Raw genomic sequence first — 17,937 nt, forward strand, 5'->3', positions numbered from 1 at the left:
TCCGTTATTTGCGCTTGACTTCGCCGTTCTGGGTCATGAGGCAGGCGGCCACGATGTCGTCGTCCATCGGCACCTGCACCGCCGTGGCGTCCTTGGGCAGCACCAGCTTGAGGAAATCCAGCACGTTGCGCGCGTAGAGCGCCGAGGCGTCGGCACCCACCAGCGCGGCCAGATTGGTCTCGCCGATGAGGGTGACGCCGTGCTTGACCACCGTGCGGTCGGTCTCGGTGAGGGGGCAGTTGCCGCCCACACCCTCGGCCCCCTTGCCGGCGGCGATGTCGACGATCACCGAGCCCGGCTTCATGGACTTCACCATGTCCTCGGTGATGAGCACCGGTGCCGCGCGCCCGGGAATCAAGGCGGTGGAGATCACCACGTCGGCCAGCGCCACGCGCTTGGCCACCTCGGCCTTCTGGCGCTCCAGCCAGGACGGCGGCATGGGCCGCGCATAACCACCCACGCCCTCTGCCGCCTCTTTCTCTTCGGCCGTCTCATAGGGCACATCGATGAACTTGCCGCCCAGCGATTCCACCTGCTCCTTCACGCTGGGCCGAACGTCGGACGCTTCGATCACCGCACCCAGGCGCTTGGCGGTGGCAATGGCCTGCAGCCCCGCCACGCCCACGCCCAGGATGACGACGCGGGCGGCCTTCACGGTGCCGGCCGCCGTCATGAGCATGGGGAAGAAGCGCTGGTATTTGTCGGCCGCCATCATCACGGCCTTGTAACCGGCGATGTTCGCCTGGCTGGAGAGCACGTCCATGCTCTGCGCACGGGTGGTGCGCGGCGCGGCTTCGAGCGCGAAGGCGGTCAGCCCGGCGCTGGCCATGCGCTGCAGGCCAGCGGCATCAAAGGGGTTGAGCATGCCCACCACGGTGGCGCCGGGTTTCATCTGGGCCAGTTCATTGTCGAACGGGGTGCGCACCTTCAGGACCAGGTCGCAGCCCAGGGCGCCGGCCGCATCGGTGATCTCGGCGCCCACGGCCGCATAGGCCGCATCGGTGGCGCTGGCGGCCACCCCCGCACCGCTTTGCACACGCACCGTGTGGCCTTGCGCCACGTATTTCTTCGCCGTCTCGGGCGTGACCGCCACTCGGGTTTCGCCCACTGTCGTCTCAGCGGGAACGCCTATCAGCATGAGGGTCTCCTCACTCACGGGGTTGGAATGAAAGTCGGGGCGAGCTTACCTGAAACACGCGTTTCGGCCCATGGGTTGCGCAGCCGGCACGGATAATGCGCCGATGGACACCCGATGGAAACCCAGCGTCACCGTGGCCGCCGTCATCGAGCGCGACGGGCGCTTCCTGCTGGTCGAGGAGCACACGCCCGAGGGCTTGCGCCTGAACAACCCGGCGGGCCACCTGGACCCTGGCGAAAGCCCGGCCGAAGGCGTGGCGCGGGAAACGCTGGAAGAAACCACCCACCGCTTCGAGCCGACCGCCCTGGTGGGCGTGTACCTCTCGCGCTTTGAGCGACCGGCGCGTGAAGGACGGACGGCAGAAGACGTCACCTATTTGCGGTTTGCCTTCTGCGGCTGTCTGGGTGATGTGGTGGCCGGGCGCACGCTCGACACCGGCATCGTGCGCACGGTGTGGATGACGGCCGACGAGGTTCGTGCCAGCGCCGCCCGCCACCGCAGCCCGCTGGTGCTGCGCTGCATCGAAGACCATCTGGCCGGGCAACGCTTCCCCCTGGAGCTGATCCAGACCGACGCCTCGGTTCTTCAACCGAGGAGCGCCGAACCGTGACGCCAAACACCCTGTCCGCTCTGCGTTTGCTGCCAAGCGACGACTCACTGCGCGAGGACCTGCACAACGAGGTGCACGCGCGGCCGTCGGCGCGCATCCACCTGCCCGCGCTGGTGGTGTTCGTGGCGGTGCTCAACGACGGCGTGAGCCGCGAGCAGGAATGCGAGCACCTGCGCCGGCTGCCCGGCCAGCAGGCGCTCACCCCTGAGCAGATGCGCGGCAACTTTCTCCGGCTGCGCTTCGATGCCTGCACGCTGAAGTGGGAGCGCCACACCGAGTTCACGCGCTATTCCATCGTGCAGCCCCTGCCCCCAGCCTGTGGCCTGGGTGCGAGCGATCCGCCGTTGCAGGACTTTCTGGCCACACCCCCTGGCTGGCTGGGCGAGATTCCAGGTCGCACGGTGGCCGCCATCCAGCTGGCCATGCTGCAGGCGGCGTTGCCCGAGCCCACACCCGCGGCGCAAGCCACGCTCATGACGCCCGCCCAGCAGTGGTTCGGGGGTCGCACGGTGGTGGCCTCGCAGCTCGGCGGCGGTCATTCGTGGGCCGTCACGGACTTCCTGCTCCAGCCTTCTGGCTTCGAGCACTTACTGGTGATCACGCCACCGGGCACCAGCGACACGCGCGCTGGGCGCATCTCGCAGCGCTTGCTGGAGCTGGAGACCTACCGCCTCATGGCGCTGCGCGGCCTGCCCGTGGCCAAGGCGCTCTCGCCCACGCTGGCGCAAGCCGAAGGCCAACTGGCCAGCATCACCGCGCAGATGGAAAACAAGGCAGCGTCCGAGCAGGAGCTGCTGGACCAGCTGATTTCGCTCGCCGCGCGCGTGGAGCGGGCCACGGCCGAAAACACTTACCGCTTCGGCGCCACGCGCGCCTACGACGCGCTGGTGACGCAACGCATTGCCGAGCTGCGCGAGAAACCCATACCGGGCACGCAGACGATCGGCGAATTCATGCAACGGCGCCTGTCGCCCGCCATGGCCACGGTGGCGGCCAGCGAACAGCGGCTCACATCGCTGTCGGAACGCGTGGCGCGCACCAGCGCCCTGCTGCGCACGCGGGTCGACATCGCCACCGAAGCGCAGAACCAGCAACTGCTCGCCAAACTCACGCGCGGCCAGGAACTGCAGCTGCACCTGCAAACCACGGTGGAAGGCCTCTCGATCGCGGCGATCTCGTACTACGTGATCAGCCTGTTGCTGTACCTGGCAAAAGCGGGCAAGGCCGCCGGCCTGCCGATTCACCCGGAGATCGCGGCGGGCGCCATGATTCCGCTGGTGCTCTGGGTTGTGTGGCGTGCCACGCGCCGGATCCACGCCCGGCTGAATGCGCCGACGGACAGGCCCGCAGACTAGCGCTTGGCCTGCTTCAATTCATCGCGCAGCCGGTCTTCCTGCTCGCGCAGTTCGGGCGTGTACTCGTCCCCGAAATCCTCGGCTTCGAACAGCGGGCGAATCTCGATCTCGGAGTCTTCCGGCATCGGGTTCGGGCAGCGCTTGACCCATTCCACCGCTTCGTCGAGAGATTTCACCTGCCAGATCCAGAAGCCGGCCACGAGCTCCTTGGTTTCGGAAAACGGACCGTCGACCACGGTGCGTCCAGGACCTGAGAAATGCACGCGCTTGCCGCGTGAGCTGGGGTGCAGTCCGTCGCCGGAGAGCATCACGCCCGCCTTGACGAGCGCTTCGTTGAATTCGCCCATGGCCGCCATGTCGGCGGTGCTGGGCATGATGCCGGATTCGGACGACTGGGTGGCTTTCACCATGACCATGACTCGCATGCTGGTTCTCCTTGAGTAGGGAGCCGATCGACCATTCGCCGGCTCTGCAGACACGACGAACAGGCAGCACCGAAATCGACAGGCCGATGCCTAGGCCTGCAACAGCGAGCCGCTGCGAACCGTTTCGCGCGATGAATGCGAACTGGTGGTGATCACGCCACCGCCCAGGCACACCTCGCCGTCGTAGAGCACGGCACTCTGGCCGGGTGTCACCGCCCACTGCGGATCGGCGAAGTCCAGCGCAAAGCCGGATTCGCCCTCGGCCTGAAAGTGGCAAGGCGCGTCAGCCTGACGGTAGCGGGTCTTGGCAGCCAGCGCCTCGGCCTCTGGCGCGCGCCCTGACACCCAGCTGGCATCCTGCGCGCGCAGATGCGGGGTGAGCAGCCAGGGGTGCTCGTGGCCCTGCACCACCCACAGCGTGTTGTTCTCGACGTCCTTGCGCGCGACGAACCAGGGCGCGTGGTCGTTGCCGCCCTTTTGCGCGCCCTTCTCGCGCACGCCACCGATCCCAAGGCCCTGGCGCTGACCCAGCGTGTAGAAGCTCAGGCCCACGTGCTGGCCCAGCACGCGGCCCTTGTGGTCCTTGATGGGCCCCGGCTCCTTCGCGATGTAACGGTTCAGAAAATCGCGGAACGGACGTTCGCCGATGAAGCAGATGCCGGTGGAGTCCTTCTTCTTCGCATTCGGCAGGCCGATCTCGGCGGCGATGCGGCGCACCTCGGTCTTGGGCAGCTCGCCCACGGGGAACAGGGTCTTGCTCAATTGCGCCTGGTTGAGGCGGTGCAGGAAATAGCTCTGGTCCTTCAATGGATCCTTGCCCTTGAGCAGCTCGAACGCGCCGTGGCGCTCGTGCACTCGGGCGTAGTGCCCGGTGGCAATCTTTTCTGCGCCCAGTCGCATGGCGTGGTCGAGGAACGCCTTGAACTTGATCTCGGCGTTGCAGAGGACGTCGGGGTTCGGCGTGCGGCCGGCCTGGTACTCGCGCAGGAACTCTGCAAACACGCGGTCCTTGTACTCGGCGGCAAAGTTCACGTGCTCGATCTCGATGCCCAGCACGTCGGCCACGCTGGCGGCGTCCAGGAAATCCTGGCGCGTCGAGCAGTATTCGCTGTCGTCGTCGTCTTCCCAGTTCTTCATGAAGATGCCGATGACCTCGAAGCCCTGCTGTTTGAGCAGGTGCGCGCTCACCGCCGAGTCCACGCCTCCGCTCAATCCCACCACCACGCGCTGTTTGCTTGCCATCGCGCGATTATCCCAGCGCGACCTTGTTACCGCTGCTTGCATGGTTCACAACCCTGCTTAAGGCTGGCTTCAAGTTGGCTCGCTCCAATGCCCTCACCCGCACTTTCCGCGGGGTTCATTGCACAGGAACCTTCCCATGAAATCTCTCGTTCTCTCCACGCTGATGATGGCTGTTGCCGGTGCGGCCATGGCATCCCCCACCTGCAGCGCACCCAAGGAAAGCTGGAAGCCGGAAGCGGCATTCAAGAAGGACCTGGAGGCCCAGGGCTACCAGATCAGGAACTTCAAAGTGACCAAGGGCAACTGCTACGAGATCTATGGCACCGACAAGGCCGGCAAGAAGGTCGAGATCTATTTCGATCCTGTCACCGGCAAGACCCTGGAACAGAAGTGAGCCAGGGCGGGGTCATCGAATCGCGGCGGGTGTGGGACCCGCTGGTGCGGGTCTTCCACTGGTCGCTGGTGGCCTGCGTGCTGCTCAATCTGTTTGTGGTGGACGACGACGAGGCACTGCACCAGTGGCTGGGCTACGCCGCCACCGCCTGGGTGGGGGTGCGCTTCCTCTGGGGCTTTGTCGGTCCGCCGTACGCACGCTTCGCCGACTTCTTTCCCACACCAGCGCGCCTGTCGAGGCATGTGCGCGGGTTGCTGCGGGGCGAGCCCGAGCATCACTGGGGGCACAACCCGCTCGGTGGCCTGATGGTGCTGGTCCTCATGGCCATGGTGCTGTCGCTGGGTCTCACGGGCTGGCTGCAGACCACCGACGCCTTCTGGGGTGTGGGTTGGGTGCAAGAGCTCCACGAAGGGCTGGCCGACTGGCTCGTTCCACTGATCGGACTGCACGCGGCGGCGGCGCTGGTGATGGGCCGCATCGAACGCACGCGCCTCATCAAGGCCATGGCCACCGGGACCAAGGAGCGCTACTGACCGGACCTGACATGCGTGGCACACTGCCTCCATGTCTGTCCGTGTCGATCCCGCCGAGGTGGAATTCACCGCCATCCGCGCCCAGGGCGCGGGTGGGCAGAACGTGAACAAGGTTTCCAACGCGGTGCACCTGCGCTTTGCCATCCACGGGTCTTCGCTGCCCGAGGCCGTGAGAGCACGCCTGCTGGCGCTGAGCGACCAGCGCATCACCACCGAGGGCGTGGTGGTGATCAAGGCGCAGACCAGCCGGAGCCTGGAGCAGAACAAGGCGGAGGCACTGGAGCGCTTGCAAGCGCTGGTGGACAGCGTGGCCACGTTGCCCAAGGCGCGCAAACCCACCCGGCCCACGTTCGGATCGAAGCAGCGCCGGCTGGAAGGCAAGGCCACGCGTTCACAGGTGAAGCAATTGCGCGGCAGCGTGCGCCATCTGGATTGATACCGCCGGCTTTGGCGCGCTTAAGGTTTTTTTAGGATTCCTTTAAGCGCTATTTAGCGGCGAATCCTCACCTGGATTCCTAGACTGCTCTTCATGGCAGGCAACGCATGGGGCGTTGTCGCCAACCATGAGACAGGCGGGTCCGACCCGCAAATGAAGGAATCTCATCATGCAGTCCCACGCCACCGAAATCGCCCACGTTGCCGCCGCCGCGCGCGCCGGACAGGGCCGCTTCAACATGTATGCGGACATTCACAAGGCGCTGCGCGCCTTCATGACCGACGCGTTGCTGACACTGGGCCGAACCGACCCTGACGATGCCGGTGAAATTGCGCGCACTGTGGCCCTTGTCGACGAGTTGCTGGTGTTGTGCGCCTCGCACGTGGCACACGAGAACAACTTCGTGCACCCGGCGCTCGAAGCCCGCTGCCCTGGCGTCTGCGCCGAGGTGGCCCAGGACCATGTTGGCCACCTGCACCACATTGCGCACTTGCGGGACGCCACCCAGGGCCTGCTCACCTGCCCTGCCGATGAGCGCGAGACCGCGTTGAGGACGCTGTACATGGCCCTGTCGCTGTTCGTTGCCGACAATTTCCAGCACATGCACGTCGAGGAGACCGTGCACAACAGCGCGCTCTGGAACGCCTACACGGACCTCGAGTTGCTGGCCCTGCACGAGGCGCTGGTGACCTCCATCGCACCCGCGGAAACGATGTTGGTGGCACGCTGGATGGTGCCCCATCTGAACGCGCAGGAACGGCTGTCCATGCTGGGCGGCATGCGCCAGGGCGCCCCCGCCGAAGCTTTCCAGGCGGTGCTGGGCACCGTGCGCCCACACCTGAGCGATCGGGACTGGGCGAAGCTCTCACGCGGGCTGGCCATTCCTGCGGTCCCCGGGCTGGCCACCGCCTGAGCAACGCTCTCAGGCGGCCCCGTCCTCCAGCGTGACCGGGGCCAGGGCTTCGAAACGAAAGCAGCCACGCCCGGTTTTCTGGATGCGAAGCTGGGGACATTGTTCGCCCAGGCGGCGTTGCAGCAGGAGCAGGCGCGCCTCCAGGTTGTCGGCCACATCGGGCAGGCGCAAGGCCGGGTCCAGGCGCAGTTCGCGGTTGGTGAACTCGCTGCGTCCAACCCGCTGGCGGTCCTGCAACAGTTTCCAAAGGATGGCGCCAGCCACGCCCTTGATGAGGTAGGTGTGGTTGACGAACACGCTGTGGTTGCTGCGGTAGTGGCGCACGCGCAAAGCCGGTCCCACCCTGCTCGGCACGGGCGCGGCATCCACCGGTTGCGGCGCCTGCATGGCGGGCGGGTCGGCGCTTTCCTGCATCAGGTTGATCGCAGCGGCGAGTTGCCCGGCGAGCGTGACCAGCAGGTCCTCGTCTTCGAAACCAAAGCGCATGTCCTGCGGGCTTTCCACAAACAGCACGCCCAGCAGCCGTCCGCCCGAAAGCAGGGGCACCGCGAGCTGGCTATGGGGCTCGCTCAGGCCTGGATAGGGAATGTCGGTGCCCGGCTGCGCCGCCGCGCCACCGGGCAGGCTCTCGCGCATGGCGCGGCTGTAGAGATAGGCGCTGGTCATGTGCATGATGCGCACCGGTGTGCGCTCCCTGGCGGCCACGCCGATGACGCCATCGCCCAGCGCGATTTCCGAACCCACGCCCGACCACGGGTAGCCGCGGCTGGCGACCGTGTAGAGCCGCTCGGTCGCAGGATCGAGAATGAGCAGCATCGCATGGTCGATGTCCAGGTCCTGGCCCAGCGTGGCCATGGTCGCGTCCAGCAGGTTTTCCAGCGAATCACAGTGGGCCAGCCGGGCGCTGCTGCGGCGCAGCAGCCCCAGCATGCCACGGCGGGCGAGCGGTTCTGGCAGCGGATCGCCGTCGACGCGCTCCACCTCGATCACCTCGTGGATGTCCGAGCCCAGCAGCCGGAACACACCGCTCATGCCGCTGTGGGAGGCAATGCTGGCGAGCTGCGCCTTCATGCTTTCGAACACCGCGCCGGTTTCTTCCGTGCGCAGATAGCGCAGATGCAGCCTGTAGAACCGCGCGGTCAACGGGTGCAACAACAGCACCGTGGAGCGCGGCTTGGCCATCAGGTTCTGACGCGTCTTGTTGAAGAACTGGAACGACAGCGCCACGTGGCGCTCGTCCACGAAGAACACCTGTGAGATATAGGCCACGTTGGGCGTCCCATCGGCCGAGCAAGTGGCCATGATGGCGGGGATGACGCCCTCCAGGCAGGGTCGCACCTCGGCAAGGTCCACCGTGTCCATCAAGACCTCGCCATGGGTTGGCCAGCGCGCGGGCCTGGCGTCTGGTCGAAGGCCTCTTCCGGGCTGAATTCCAGGGCCACCACATCATCGAGTCGGTGCGACAGCATGGCAGCCACCAGCGCAGGACCGATGCCGATCCGGCCCAGTTCCAGGGTCATCGAGGCCAGGTACCGCTGCAACACCGGTTCATCAACATTCCCCGCCTCGCGGATGCGCACGCCGCGCGCCTTCAGCTGCACCGTGCGGTGGGTGCTGGGCTCACTGAAGACCACGGCCAGGCGGTCGGTGGCCGCCACGTTGCGCAGCAGTTGAACCGACTGCGAGCGGTTCAGGTAGACCGTGATGCGTTGACCCGCACCGCTGACCTGGCTGCCGACGGCACGCATCACGCTGGGCACCAGATCCCGGTCGCTGGCGCTCACGATCACCGAAACGCCCCGGACCATCATGGCCAGGAAGTCGGCGTTCAATGGCGGGGGCGTGCTGGGTGGCGTCACGGTGAGTGATTCAAAGCGCCTGCGTTCACTTCATGGCTTCGCTGGGCGCGCGGCTGTGCTCGTTGTTCGTGTTCACGAGCAGTCGCAGCAGCTTCATGAATTCGCTGCGCTGTCGTTCGCTGAGCGGGCCCAGTATCTGGTCCTGCGCACGCAGCATGGCGGGAACTGCATTGGCGAGCAGCCGATGACCCGCGTCCGTCAGCACGAGCTGCCTGGAGCGCCGGTCCTCGGGGGATGTCTTGCGTTCCAGGCAGTCGCGGGCTTCCAGACGGTCGACCACCCCGCCGGTGGTGGACGTGTCCAGGGCGATGGTGCGCGCCAGCGTTCGCTGGTCGATGCCGGGATGGTTGGCGACAGTCTGCAGTGCTGCGTACTGCACGGGTGTGATGCCGATTTCACCCAGTTCCTGCAGGAAGATGCCCACCGAGATCTGATGCAGGCGCCGGATGTTGTGGCCGGGTTGGTCGTCGATATCGATGGCCGGGGTCTGGCTGCGTTTCATGGTGGAACGGTGGCGTGGCGGGTGACGAACGGAACTTGCCGGAATCCTAGCACCGCACCTACAATCAGTACACTGATCATTAGCATGCGGCTGATAAAGGAGACACGGATGAATTCGACTGCATCGGGACTGCCCGTGCTGGTGGCCGGCGGCGGCATCGGCGGTCTCGCCGCGGCACTGGCTCTAGTGCGCCAGGGTTTTCGCGTCAAAGTGCTGGAGCAGTCGCCCGAGATCGGCGAGATCGGCGCGGGCATGCAGCTCGGCCCGAACGCCTTCCATGCTTTTGACGCGCTCGGTGTGGGTGAGCAGGCCCGCAGGCGTGCCGTTTACACCGACTTCATGGTGATGCACGACGCACTGGACGAATACCAGGTGGGCCGCATTCCCACCGGCGAAGCCTTCCGTCAGCGTTTTGGCAACCCCTATGCGGTGATCCACCGGGCCGACGCGCACCTGTCGCTCCTGGAAGGCGTGCAGGCCAGCGACCATGTGGAGTTCCTCACCTCCACACGCGTGGTGCGCATCGAGCAGGACGGGCAGGGCGTGACCGTGCACGACCAGCACGGGAACGCCCACCGGGGTCTCGCGCTGATCGGTGCCGATGGTGTGAAGTCGGTGGTGCGCCATCGGTACGTGGGCGATGAAGCACGCGTGACCGGGCATGTGGTGTACCGCGCCGTGGTCGACAAGGCCGACTTCCCTGAAGACCTGCAATGGAACGCGGCGAGCATCTGGGTGGGTCCAAACTGCCACCTGGTCCACTACCCGCTGCGCGGCGGCGAGCAGTACAACGTGGTCGTGACCTTCCACAGCCGGCAGACTGAGGAATGGGGCGTGACCGAAGGCAGCAAGGAAGAAGTGCAGAGTTACTTCCAGGGTATCTGTCCCCGCGCACGCCAGCTCATCGACCTGCCGAAAAGCTGGAAGCGCTGGGCCACAGCCGACCGCGAGCCCATTGGGCAGTGGAGCTTTGGCCGCGTCACGCTGCTCGGCGATGCCGCGCACCCCACCACGCAGTACATGGCGCAGGGCGCCTGCATGGCGATCGAGGATGCGGTGACCCTCGGCGAAGCCTTGCGCGTCAACGGGAACCAGTTCGAAAAGGCCTTCGAACTCTACCAGCGCTCGCGCGTGGCGCGCACCGCGCGCATCGTGTTGAGCTCGCGCGAAATGGGCCGCATCTACCACGCCAGTGGCGTGGAAAGGCTGGTTCGCAACGACCTCTGGCGCGGACGCACGCCCGAGCGCTTTTACGACGCCATGGAATGGTTGTACGGCTGGAACGTCGAAACATGTCTCACCCCCGCGTCGACCTGAAGGTCGCCACCCCCTCAAGGGGGCAGCGCCAGCAGCCCGGCAAAGCCGGTTCTGCGGCGCTTTTCGAAAAGACCCCCCTCTCCGGAGACTCACCATGAACGACCTTGGACGACTCGAAGACCTGCCGGCCGACTACGTGGCCGAGCTGCGCGCGCTCAACCTGGTGCCGCTGTGGCCGAGCCTGCGCGGCGTGCTGCCGCCCACGGTCCCCACGCGCCAGACGCAGGCCACGCACTGGCCCTACAAGACCATAAAGCCCCTGCTGCTCAAAGCCGGTGAACTCACGCCCATCGAAAAGGCCGAGCGCCGCGTGCTGGTGCTGGCCAACCCGGGCCACACACTGGAGAAGATGCAGGCCAGCGCCGCCATGTACCTCGGCATGCAGTTGCTGATGCCCGGCGAGTGGGCACCCAGCCACCGGCACACGCCCAACGCGGTGCGCATGGTGGTGGAGGGCAAGGGCGCCTGGACCACGGTGGACGGCGAGAAGTGCCCCATGCAACGCGGCGATCTCATCCTGACGCCGACGGGCCTGTGGCACGAGCATGGCCACGACGGCACCGAACCCGTGATCTGGCTCGACGTGCTGGACCTGCCGCTGGCCTACTACCTGGAGGTCAGCTACCACCTGAACGGCTCCCGCCAGGACGTGAAGCCGGGCCACGGCGAGCGTGCCTACGCGCGCGGCGGCGTGGTGCCCACGCCCGTGTTCGGGCGCAGTGGCAGGCGCTACCCCATGTTGCGTTACCCGTGGGCCGATGCAAAGGCCTCGCTGGAGTCGCTGGCGACCGACCGACCCGACGTCGATGCCGTGCAGGTGACCTATGTGAACCCGGAGACCGGTGAGGACGTGGAGAACATCCTGGGGTTCCATGCGTTGATGCTGCGCCCGGGCCAGACACTGAGGCTTCCCGCGCGCTCCCCCGCCGTGGTGTTCCACGTGATCGAAGGTGGCGCGCGCGTGGCCACGGACGCAAAGACGTTCGATCTCGAGGAAGCCGACACCTGCTGCATTCCCGGCTACACCGGCACCGCGCTCACCAACGCATCGGCCACCTCGCCCGCCTTCCTCTTCATCGCCGACGAGTCACCCTTGCACCGCAAGCTCGGCGTCTACGAAGTGCGTCCCGACAACCAGCCCCACATGCCCTGACCGCCGATGACCACCTACCTGTTCCCACCCAGCCCCGTCGCTGCCCTGCCCGTCCGGGGCAAGGCCGACCTGTTCCCCGTTCATCGCCTGTTCTTCGTCGGCCGCAACTACCACGCGCACGCGGTGGAAATGGGCAAGCCGGTGGACAAATCGGTGGAGCGGCCGTTCTACTTCACCAAGGCGCCGCAGACCCTCACGCTCTCAGGCGCGACCACGCCGTACCCCAGCGAAACGGACAACTACCACTTCGAGATGGAACTGGTGCTGGCCATCGGCCAACCGGGTTTTCGCGTCAGGGCCGAGGACGCGCAAGACCTCATCTACGGCTATGCAGCGGGCCTGGACATGACCCGGCGCGACCTGCAGCTGGTGGCGCGCGACAAAGGCCGCCCCTGGGACCTGGGCAAAGACGTCGAACACAGCTCGGTGTGCAGCGAGATCGTGCACCTGCCGGGCGTGGTGATCGAGCGCGGCGCGATCGAACTTTCGGTCAACGGCGCGGTGAAGCAGCGCTCCGATGTGGACAAGCTGATCTGGAACATCCGCGAGATCGTTGCGGACCTCTCGCTTTTCTACCACCTGCAACCCGGCGACCTCATCTACACCGGCACGCCGGAGGGCGTGGGCGCCGTGCTGCCGGGCGACCGCATCACGGGCCGCGTGGAAGGTGTGGGCGAGGTCGCCCTGACCGTGGGCCCGAAGGCCTGACGTTCAGCCGCACGAGCCCAGGTGGCCGCACTGGGTGCAGTGGTCGCAGCCGTCCTTGCGGATGACGGCGTGCGCGCCGCACTCGCTGCACTTCCTGCCGGGCATCACTCCCGGCGTGGTCGCCTCCACCGCCGGCTCGGAAACAGACGCCGGCACCGCGGCTGACATCACGCCGGCCCGTTGCGCGATCAGGGTCTGCACGCCATAGGCGATCGCCGCGACCACCGAGTCGTGCCACATCGGCACGCGCGTGCCGTCGGCCTTCTCGTGCGTGCCCATGCGTACCGGACCGCGGTCCCACACCACCTTGCGCATGTCGCGCAGGGCACGCTCGAGGAAACCACCGCGCGCGGCCAGCGAGAGCAGGCGCATGCTGGACGTCACCCACTGCTGCGACTCGCCACTCTGTCCCACCGGCATGAAGAATTCGATCGCGCGTTCCACGGTGCCGGTGCCGTCGGCCGTCGGCACCGGCAGGAACGACACCACCAGGTAGAGCGTCTGATGGCCCTCCTGCGTCCAGTACTCGATCTTGTCGGCCACCGCCGGCAATGCACCCTTGGGCCGGCTCTCGATCACCGTGCGCATCGGGTCGACCGTGGAGTTCACGGCAGGTGCGGCCTCTGGCGTGGCGCCGGTGTCGAGCACCGAACCGAGGATCAGGTTGGGCCGGTAGGTGGCCAGGCCCTTGAGCTTCGCGCGCCACGCCTGCTGGTACAGGCCCTTGAAGTCGTCGTACGGGTAGTCGGCCGGCACGTTCACGGTCTTGGAGATCGCGGTGTCCACGAAGGGCTGCACCGCCTCCATCATGGCCAGGTGGTCCGACGCTGGCATCGACAGCGCGTTCACGAAATACTCAGGCAGCTGCGCCACATCGCCACCGAGCTCGCGGTACAGCCGCCACGCGTGGTCTTCCACCAGGTAGTCGGTGGTGCTGCCATCGGCCTCGCGCTTCTTGCGCCGGTAGGTCCACGAGAACGGCGGCTCGATGCCGTTGGACGCGTTGTCGGCAAACGCCAGGCTGACCGTGCCGGTGGGCGCAATCGACAGCAGGTGGCTGTTGCGGATGCCGTGCGCGCGGATGTCGTCCTGCAAGGCCGTCGGCAGGCGGCTGGCAAAGCTGCCTGGGGCCAGGTAGCCGTCGGCGTCGAATTTCGGAAACGCTCCTTTTTCCTTTGCCAGCGCCACCGACGCCGCATACGCCGCATCGCGCAGCCGTTCGGCGATCTTCGCTGCCATGGCGCGGCCCTCGGCGCGGTCGTAGCGAAGGCACAGCATGGCCAGCGCATTGCCCATGCCGGTGAAGCCCACGCCGATGCGCCGCTTCGCCGCCGATTCCTCGCGCTGCTGCGGCAGCGGCCAGAAGGTGACGTCCAGCACGTTGTCGAGCGCCCGCACCTGCACCGCCACGGCGGCCTCGAAAGCCTCGAAGTCGAAGGCCGGCAGACCGCCGAAGCCGAAGGGGTGGCGCACGAAGCGCGGGAGGATCACCGGGCCCAGGTCGCAGCAGCCGTAGGGTGGGAGTGGCTGCTCGCCGCAGTTGTGAACCACCAGCCCGTTGGCATCGAAGGCGTGCACGTCGTCCACCGTGACGTCGTAGACCGTCTCTTCGCCGTCCGCCAGCAACGCGTCCACGGTGGCGACGAAGCGCTCCCGATTGGGCATTCGCTTGTAGGAGGCCAGCAGCTGCTCCAGCTTGCTCGCCTTGTCGGAATCCTGGAAACCGATGCGCTCGGCGAACACGTGCAGGTTGTCACCGCTGATCACCAGCTCATGCTGGGCCTGCGTGGCGTAGCCTCGTGCGCCACCTCGTCCATCGGGCAGACTGCGCAGCGCCGCGGGCCGTCGTTCGCGGTACAGGCGGGACGCGATGCCCAGCCGCAGCAGCATGCGCTGCACCGTCCGGAGCAGACCTTCATCGCTTTGCGACAAGCGCACGCTCACACCTTTTTCCTGCGAACCCTGTGCGCTGCCATCCGCATCGAAGAGACCCCCCAGCAGGCCTTCTGTGAAGTCGGAGGACTGCCGCTCCATGGCGGGCGTGATCACTTTGTTGCGAGGGCCCATGCCCAGCGAAAACGCCAGGTCGCGCAACGCGGCGCTGGCCAGGCGAGCTTCTCCCCGGCCCGCCACAGGGCGCTGGAAGCCCCGAAAATCCGCTCGGTGCGAGAGAGTTGCTGCGGCCGCCTCAGCCGCCTTCACAATGCCGGCCGCGCCGGTGGTGGCGAATGCCACGGCGTCCCGTCCCACCACGCGCAACTCGGGTGCCCAGACCGACAGCACGGCCTTGTCAAGCTTGAGAGTGCCGTCGCCGATCAGCAGTCCCAGAAGGTACCCCTCAGCGCGCGTGCCCCCACCCGACCAGCCGCGCAGCGCGCGGTGGTCGTTGATCAGGATTTCATCGCCAGGAGCCAGACGCGCCGCCTCAGTCCAGTCCAGCTCTATACCGTAACGGGTCTTGCGGGCCACCCGGCGAACCCGGTGATCGCCTGTGAGGCGCAACTCGTGGCCCTCACGCGTGGTCAGACGCCATACGGGCTTGCGACCCGTGGCGAAGAATCCCGCGCTGCGCACCGCGTAGCTCTTGCCATCCACCACCGCGTGGAAGCGCCGCCCCAACAGATCACTCACGGTGCGAGGGCCTTCCTCCGTCAAGACCCAGGTGTCGGCCGTCACGCACGGATTCGTCGCCTCGATGGTCTCGCAGTAGCGCAGGTTGTTGTCCTGCTGGATGTGGTCGAGAAACAGGATGCCTGGCTCGGCGAAATCGTAGGTGGAGCGCATGACCGTGTCCCAGAGTCCTCGCGCGGACAGGCTGCGGTAGACCCACAGGCCGTCGGCCCGCTGATGTGCGCCCTCGGCCAGCAGCACCGGGCCAGGGCGCGCGCGGTGGACCAGGTCCCAGGGCTGGTCGTCGGCCAGCGCGCGCATGAAGGCATCGCTCACGCCCACCGACACATTGAAGTTGTTCCAGCGCCCCGGGGTGCGCTTGGCGGTGATGAATTCCAGCACATCGGGGTGGTCGATGCGCAGCACGCCCATCTGCGCACCCCGCCGGGCGCCGGCGCTCTCCACGGTGGCGCACGACTGGTCGAACACGTTGATGTAGCTGCACGGGCCGGAAGCCAGCGAGGCCATGCTCTTGACCTCCGCGCCGCGAGGCCGGATGCGCGAGAAGTCGTAACCCACTCCGCCGCCGCGGCGCATGGTTTCGGCGGCTTCGCACAGGGCTTCGTAGATGGCGGGAAAACCACCGTCGTCCACGCCCTGGATGCAGTCCCCCACGGGTTGCACGAAGCAGTTGATCAGCGTGGCCTGGATCGAGGTGCCTGCCGCGCTCATGATGCGGCCCGCGCCAATGGCGCCCGCACGCAGGTTGTCGAAGAAACGCTGCTCCCACTGCGCGCGCACCGACTCGTCTTCCACCGAGGCGTAGGCGCGCGCAACACGGCGGTAGATGTCGTCTTCGCTGGTCTCTGCGTCCTTGAGGTACTTCTCTTTCAACACGTCCAACGTGATGGGCTGCTGGCCGATGGCGGTCCGGGCGGATTTCAGGGCGTCTCGTTTCATGGCTGGCTTTCTCGCGGCGGCGTTCGGTACCTATGGTGCACCTTTCCGGGAAGCCCGCAAAGCCCCGGGCTATGCTTGGGCCGTCGCATTCCCTTCGCATCCATGCCCACGCAGCCACCCCCTCAGGACCCGCCGACGAACGGCTCCTCCCTGCACCGTTCGCGCACGGTGCGCGTTCTGCTCTGGGCTGCGGGCAGCGTGTCGCTGGCGCTCGGGCTCATCGGTGTGGTGGTGCCCGGCCTGCCCACCACGCCTTTCATCCTGCTGGCAGCGGCCTGCTACGCCAAGGCATCACCGCGCCTGCACGGCTGGCTGGTCAACCACCGCTGGATGGGGCCGATGATTCGTGACTGGGAAACGCACCGCAGCCTGACCCGGCGCACCAAGACCGTGGCGCAGGTCAGCATGGTGTTGATGGTGGGCCTGTCAGCCTGGGGGTTCCGGAACCAGCCGGTGGTGCTGGGGGTGCTGCTGCTTGCCGCCGTGATCGGCGTCGTGGTCGTTGCGCGCATCCCCACGCGGGGGGCCAATCAATCCTGAGCTCTGCGCGCGAGGACTTCGAACGCCGGCAGGGTCTTGCCCTCCAGCACTTCCAGGAACGCGCCACCGCCGGTGGAGATGTAACCCACGTCCTTCTCGATGCCGTACTTCGCGATGGCGGCCAGCGTGTCGCCGCCCCCGGCAATGCTGAAAGCGCTGCTCTTTGCGATGGCCTCGGCGATGGCTCTGGTGCCGCCTTCAAAGGCAGCGAACTCGAACACGCCCACCGGGCCGTTCCAGACGATGGTGCCGGCCTTCATCAGTTGCTCGGCCAGCTTCTTCGCCGTCTCGGGGCCGATGTCGAGGATCAGGTCGTCGTCGGCCACCTCGGTGGCCTGCTTCACGGTGGCCGGTGCATCGGCCGCGAAAGCCTTGGCGGTCACGACATCCGTCGGAATCGGCACGTCGGCGCCGCGCGCCTTCATGGCCTCGATCACCGCTTTCGCTTCGGCGACCAGGTCGGCCTCGGCCAGGCTCTTGCCGATCTTCAGGCCGGCGGCCAGCATGAAGGTGTTGGCGATGCCGCCGCCCACGATGAGCTGGTCGACGTTCGCCGCCAGGCTCTTGAGGATGGTCAGCTTGGTGCTGACCTTGCTGCCGGCCACGATGGCCACCAGGGGCCTCTTCGGCGCAGCCAGTGCCTTGCCGATGGCATCCATCTCGGCGGCCAGCAACGGGCCGGCGCAGGCAATGGGCGCGGTCTCGGCGATGCCGTAGGTGGTGCCCTCGGCGCGGTGTGCGGTGCCAAAGGCGTCGTGCACGAAGATGTCGCACAGGGCGCCGAGCTTCTTGGCCAGATCAGGGCTGTTCTTCTTTTCGCCCACGTTGACGCGGCAGTTCTCCAGCAGCACCACCTCGCCGGGCGCGACCGAGAAGTCGCCATCCAGCCAGTCGGCCACCAAGCGAACGGGTCGGCCCATGAGTTCACCCATGCGCGCGGCCACGGGGGCGAGCGAGTCCTCGGGCTTGAACGCGCCTTCGGTGGGGCGGCCCAGGTGGCTCGTCACCATCACGGCGGCGCCGGCCTCCAGCGCCATGCGGATCGCCGGGATGCTGGCGCGGATGCGGGTGTCTTCGGTGATGTGGCCTGCATCGTCCTGCGGCACGTTGAGGTCGGCGCGGATGAACACGCGCTGGCCCTTGACGCGGCCTTGGGTGCAGAGGTCGGAGAAGCGGATGAATTGCATGGTGGTCGGGGCGCTGGTGCGGCTGAGGGGAAAGCCGCATTGTAGAAAGGGCCAC

Annotated in this window: 18 protein-coding genes; 10 read left to right on the forward strand and 8 right to left on the reverse strand. The window is 66.8% G+C overall.

What is annotated here, in order from left to right; translation table 11 throughout:
• Positions 1-4 precede the first annotated feature (4 nt).
• Positions 5-1,138 carry an NAD(P) transhydrogenase subunit alpha gene (locus ACTIEY_RS17720; RefSeq protein WP_439520466.1) on the reverse strand — a complete coding sequence of 378 codons (1,134 nt, stop codon included), beginning with the start codon at positions 1,136-1,138 and terminating at the stop codon, positions 5-7.
• Between the two features lie 103 nt (positions 1,139-1,241).
• Between ACTIEY_RS17720 and ACTIEY_RS17725 the strand changes: the two genes are divergently transcribed.
• Entirely contained in the window at positions 1,242-1,748 is a 507-nt protein-coding gene (locus ACTIEY_RS17725; RefSeq protein WP_439520467.1) for an NUDIX hydrolase, read from the forward strand.
• Positions 1,745-3,103, forward strand: coding sequence for a DUF3422 family protein (locus tag ACTIEY_RS17730; protein WP_439520468.1), 1,359 nt, complete (start codon positions 1,745-1,747; stop codon positions 3,101-3,103). Before ACTIEY_RS17725 ends, ACTIEY_RS17730 begins: the two co-directional genes overlap by 4 nt.
• On the opposite strand, the gene ACTIEY_RS17735 is transcribed toward ACTIEY_RS17730, so the two are convergent.
• Complete coding sequence (locus tag ACTIEY_RS17735) at positions 3,100-3,528, reverse strand: YciI family protein (RefSeq protein ID WP_439520469.1); 429 nt, start codon at positions 3,526-3,528, stop codon at positions 3,100-3,102. The genes ACTIEY_RS17730 and ACTIEY_RS17735 overlap by 4 nt on opposite strands.
• 90 nt (positions 3,529-3,618) lie before the next feature.
• A complete protein-coding gene (gene mnmA / locus ACTIEY_RS17740) occupies positions 3,619-4,770 on the reverse strand; it encodes a tRNA 2-thiouridine(34) synthase MnmA (protein ID WP_439520470.1) in 1,152 nt (383 codons plus the stop codon).
• A 136-nt stretch (positions 4,771-4,906) separates the two neighbouring features.
• Between mnmA and ACTIEY_RS17745 the strand changes: the two genes are divergently transcribed.
• From ACTIEY_RS17745 to ACTIEY_RS17760, 4 genes are all read left to right on the forward strand, one after another.
• A complete protein-coding gene (locus tag ACTIEY_RS17745; RefSeq protein ID WP_439520471.1) occupies positions 4,907-5,164 on the forward strand; it encodes a PepSY domain-containing protein in 258 nt (85 codons plus the stop codon).
• Positions 5,161-5,697 carry a cytochrome b/b6 domain-containing protein gene (locus ACTIEY_RS17750; RefSeq protein WP_439520472.1) on the forward strand — a complete coding sequence of 179 codons (537 nt, stop codon included), beginning with the start codon at positions 5,161-5,163 and terminating at the stop codon, positions 5,695-5,697. The genes ACTIEY_RS17745 and ACTIEY_RS17750 overlap by 4 nt, the downstream gene beginning before the upstream one ends.
• A gap of 31 nt (positions 5,698-5,728) precedes the next feature.
• Positions 5,729-6,133, forward strand: a complete 405-nt coding sequence (gene arfB, locus ACTIEY_RS17755) for an alternative ribosome rescue aminoacyl-tRNA hydrolase ArfB (RefSeq protein ID WP_439520473.1) — start codon at positions 5,729-5,731, stop codon at positions 6,131-6,133.
• A 169-nt stretch (positions 6,134-6,302) separates the two neighbouring features.
• A complete protein-coding gene (locus ACTIEY_RS17760; RefSeq protein ID WP_439520474.1) occupies positions 6,303-7,046 on the forward strand; it encodes a hemerythrin domain-containing protein in 744 nt (247 codons plus the stop codon).
• Between the two features lie 9 nt (positions 7,047-7,055).
• Here the strand turns inward: ACTIEY_RS17760 and ACTIEY_RS17765 are convergent, their stop codons facing one another.
• Genes ACTIEY_RS17765 through ACTIEY_RS17775 form a run of 3 tightly spaced genes read right to left on the reverse strand, consistent with a single transcriptional unit; the run spans position 7,056 to position 9,407 of the window.
• Positions 7,056-8,408 carry a GAF domain-containing protein gene (locus ACTIEY_RS17765; protein ID WP_439520475.1) on the reverse strand — a complete coding sequence of 451 codons (1,353 nt, stop codon included), beginning with the start codon at positions 8,406-8,408 and terminating at the stop codon, positions 7,056-7,058.
• A complete protein-coding gene (locus tag ACTIEY_RS17770) occupies positions 8,408-8,905 on the reverse strand; it encodes a hypothetical protein (RefSeq protein WP_439520476.1) in 498 nt (165 codons plus the stop codon). The genes ACTIEY_RS17765 and ACTIEY_RS17770 overlap by 1 nt, the downstream gene beginning before the upstream one ends.
• Before the next feature lie 25 nt (positions 8,906-8,930).
• On the reverse strand, positions 8,931-9,407 hold the full coding sequence (locus ACTIEY_RS17775) for a MarR family winged helix-turn-helix transcriptional regulator (RefSeq protein ID WP_439520477.1): 477 nt from the start codon (positions 9,405-9,407) through the stop codon (positions 8,931-8,933).
• 108 nt (positions 9,408-9,515) lie between these two features.
• Here ACTIEY_RS17775 and ACTIEY_RS17780 point away from each other — a divergent pair, with 108 nt between their 5' ends.
• The 3 genes from ACTIEY_RS17780 (at position 9,516) to ACTIEY_RS17790 (ending at position 12,585) form a co-directional block, all read left to right on the forward strand.
• On the forward strand, positions 9,516-10,724 hold the full coding sequence (locus ACTIEY_RS17780; RefSeq protein WP_439520478.1) for a 3-hydroxybenzoate 6-monooxygenase: 1,209 nt from the start codon (positions 9,516-9,518) through the stop codon (positions 10,722-10,724).
• 94 nt (positions 10,725-10,818) lie between these two features.
• Positions 10,819-11,877 (forward strand): cupin domain-containing protein, encoded by a 1,059-nt coding sequence (locus ACTIEY_RS17785; RefSeq protein ID WP_439520479.1) that lies wholly within the window; start codon positions 10,819-10,821, stop codon positions 11,875-11,877.
• Positions 11,878-11,883: 6 nt separating this feature from the next.
• Positions 11,884-12,585 carry a fumarylacetoacetate hydrolase family protein gene (locus ACTIEY_RS17790; RefSeq protein ID WP_439520480.1) on the forward strand — a complete coding sequence of 234 codons (702 nt, stop codon included), beginning with the start codon at positions 11,884-11,886 and terminating at the stop codon, positions 12,583-12,585.
• Positions 12,586-12,588: 3 nt separating this feature from the next.
• On the opposite strand, the gene ACTIEY_RS17795 is transcribed toward ACTIEY_RS17790, so the two are convergent.
• Entirely contained in the window at positions 12,589-16,155 is a 3,567-nt protein-coding gene (locus ACTIEY_RS17795; protein ID WP_439520481.1) for an LAGLIDADG family homing endonuclease, read from the reverse strand.
• Between the two features lie 102 nt (positions 16,156-16,257).
• Between ACTIEY_RS17795 and ACTIEY_RS17800 the strand changes: the two genes are divergently transcribed.
• Positions 16,258-16,695 carry a YbaN family protein gene (locus ACTIEY_RS17800; RefSeq protein ID WP_439520482.1) on the forward strand — a complete coding sequence of 146 codons (438 nt, stop codon included), beginning with the start codon at positions 16,258-16,260 and terminating at the stop codon, positions 16,693-16,695.
• Here the strand turns inward: ACTIEY_RS17800 and ACTIEY_RS17805 are convergent.
• Entirely contained in the window at positions 16,686-17,882 is a 1,197-nt protein-coding gene (locus ACTIEY_RS17805; RefSeq protein ID WP_439520483.1) for a phosphoglycerate kinase, read from the reverse strand. The two genes, ACTIEY_RS17800 and ACTIEY_RS17805, sit on opposite strands and share 10 nt — an antisense overlap.
• Positions 17,883-17,937: the final 55 nt, after the last annotated feature.

It is taken from the genome of Hydrogenophaga sp. (assembly GCF_051858985.1).
In the GTDB taxonomy this organism is placed as follows: Bacteria; Pseudomonadota; Gammaproteobacteria; order Burkholderiales; family Burkholderiaceae_C; genus Hydrogenophaga.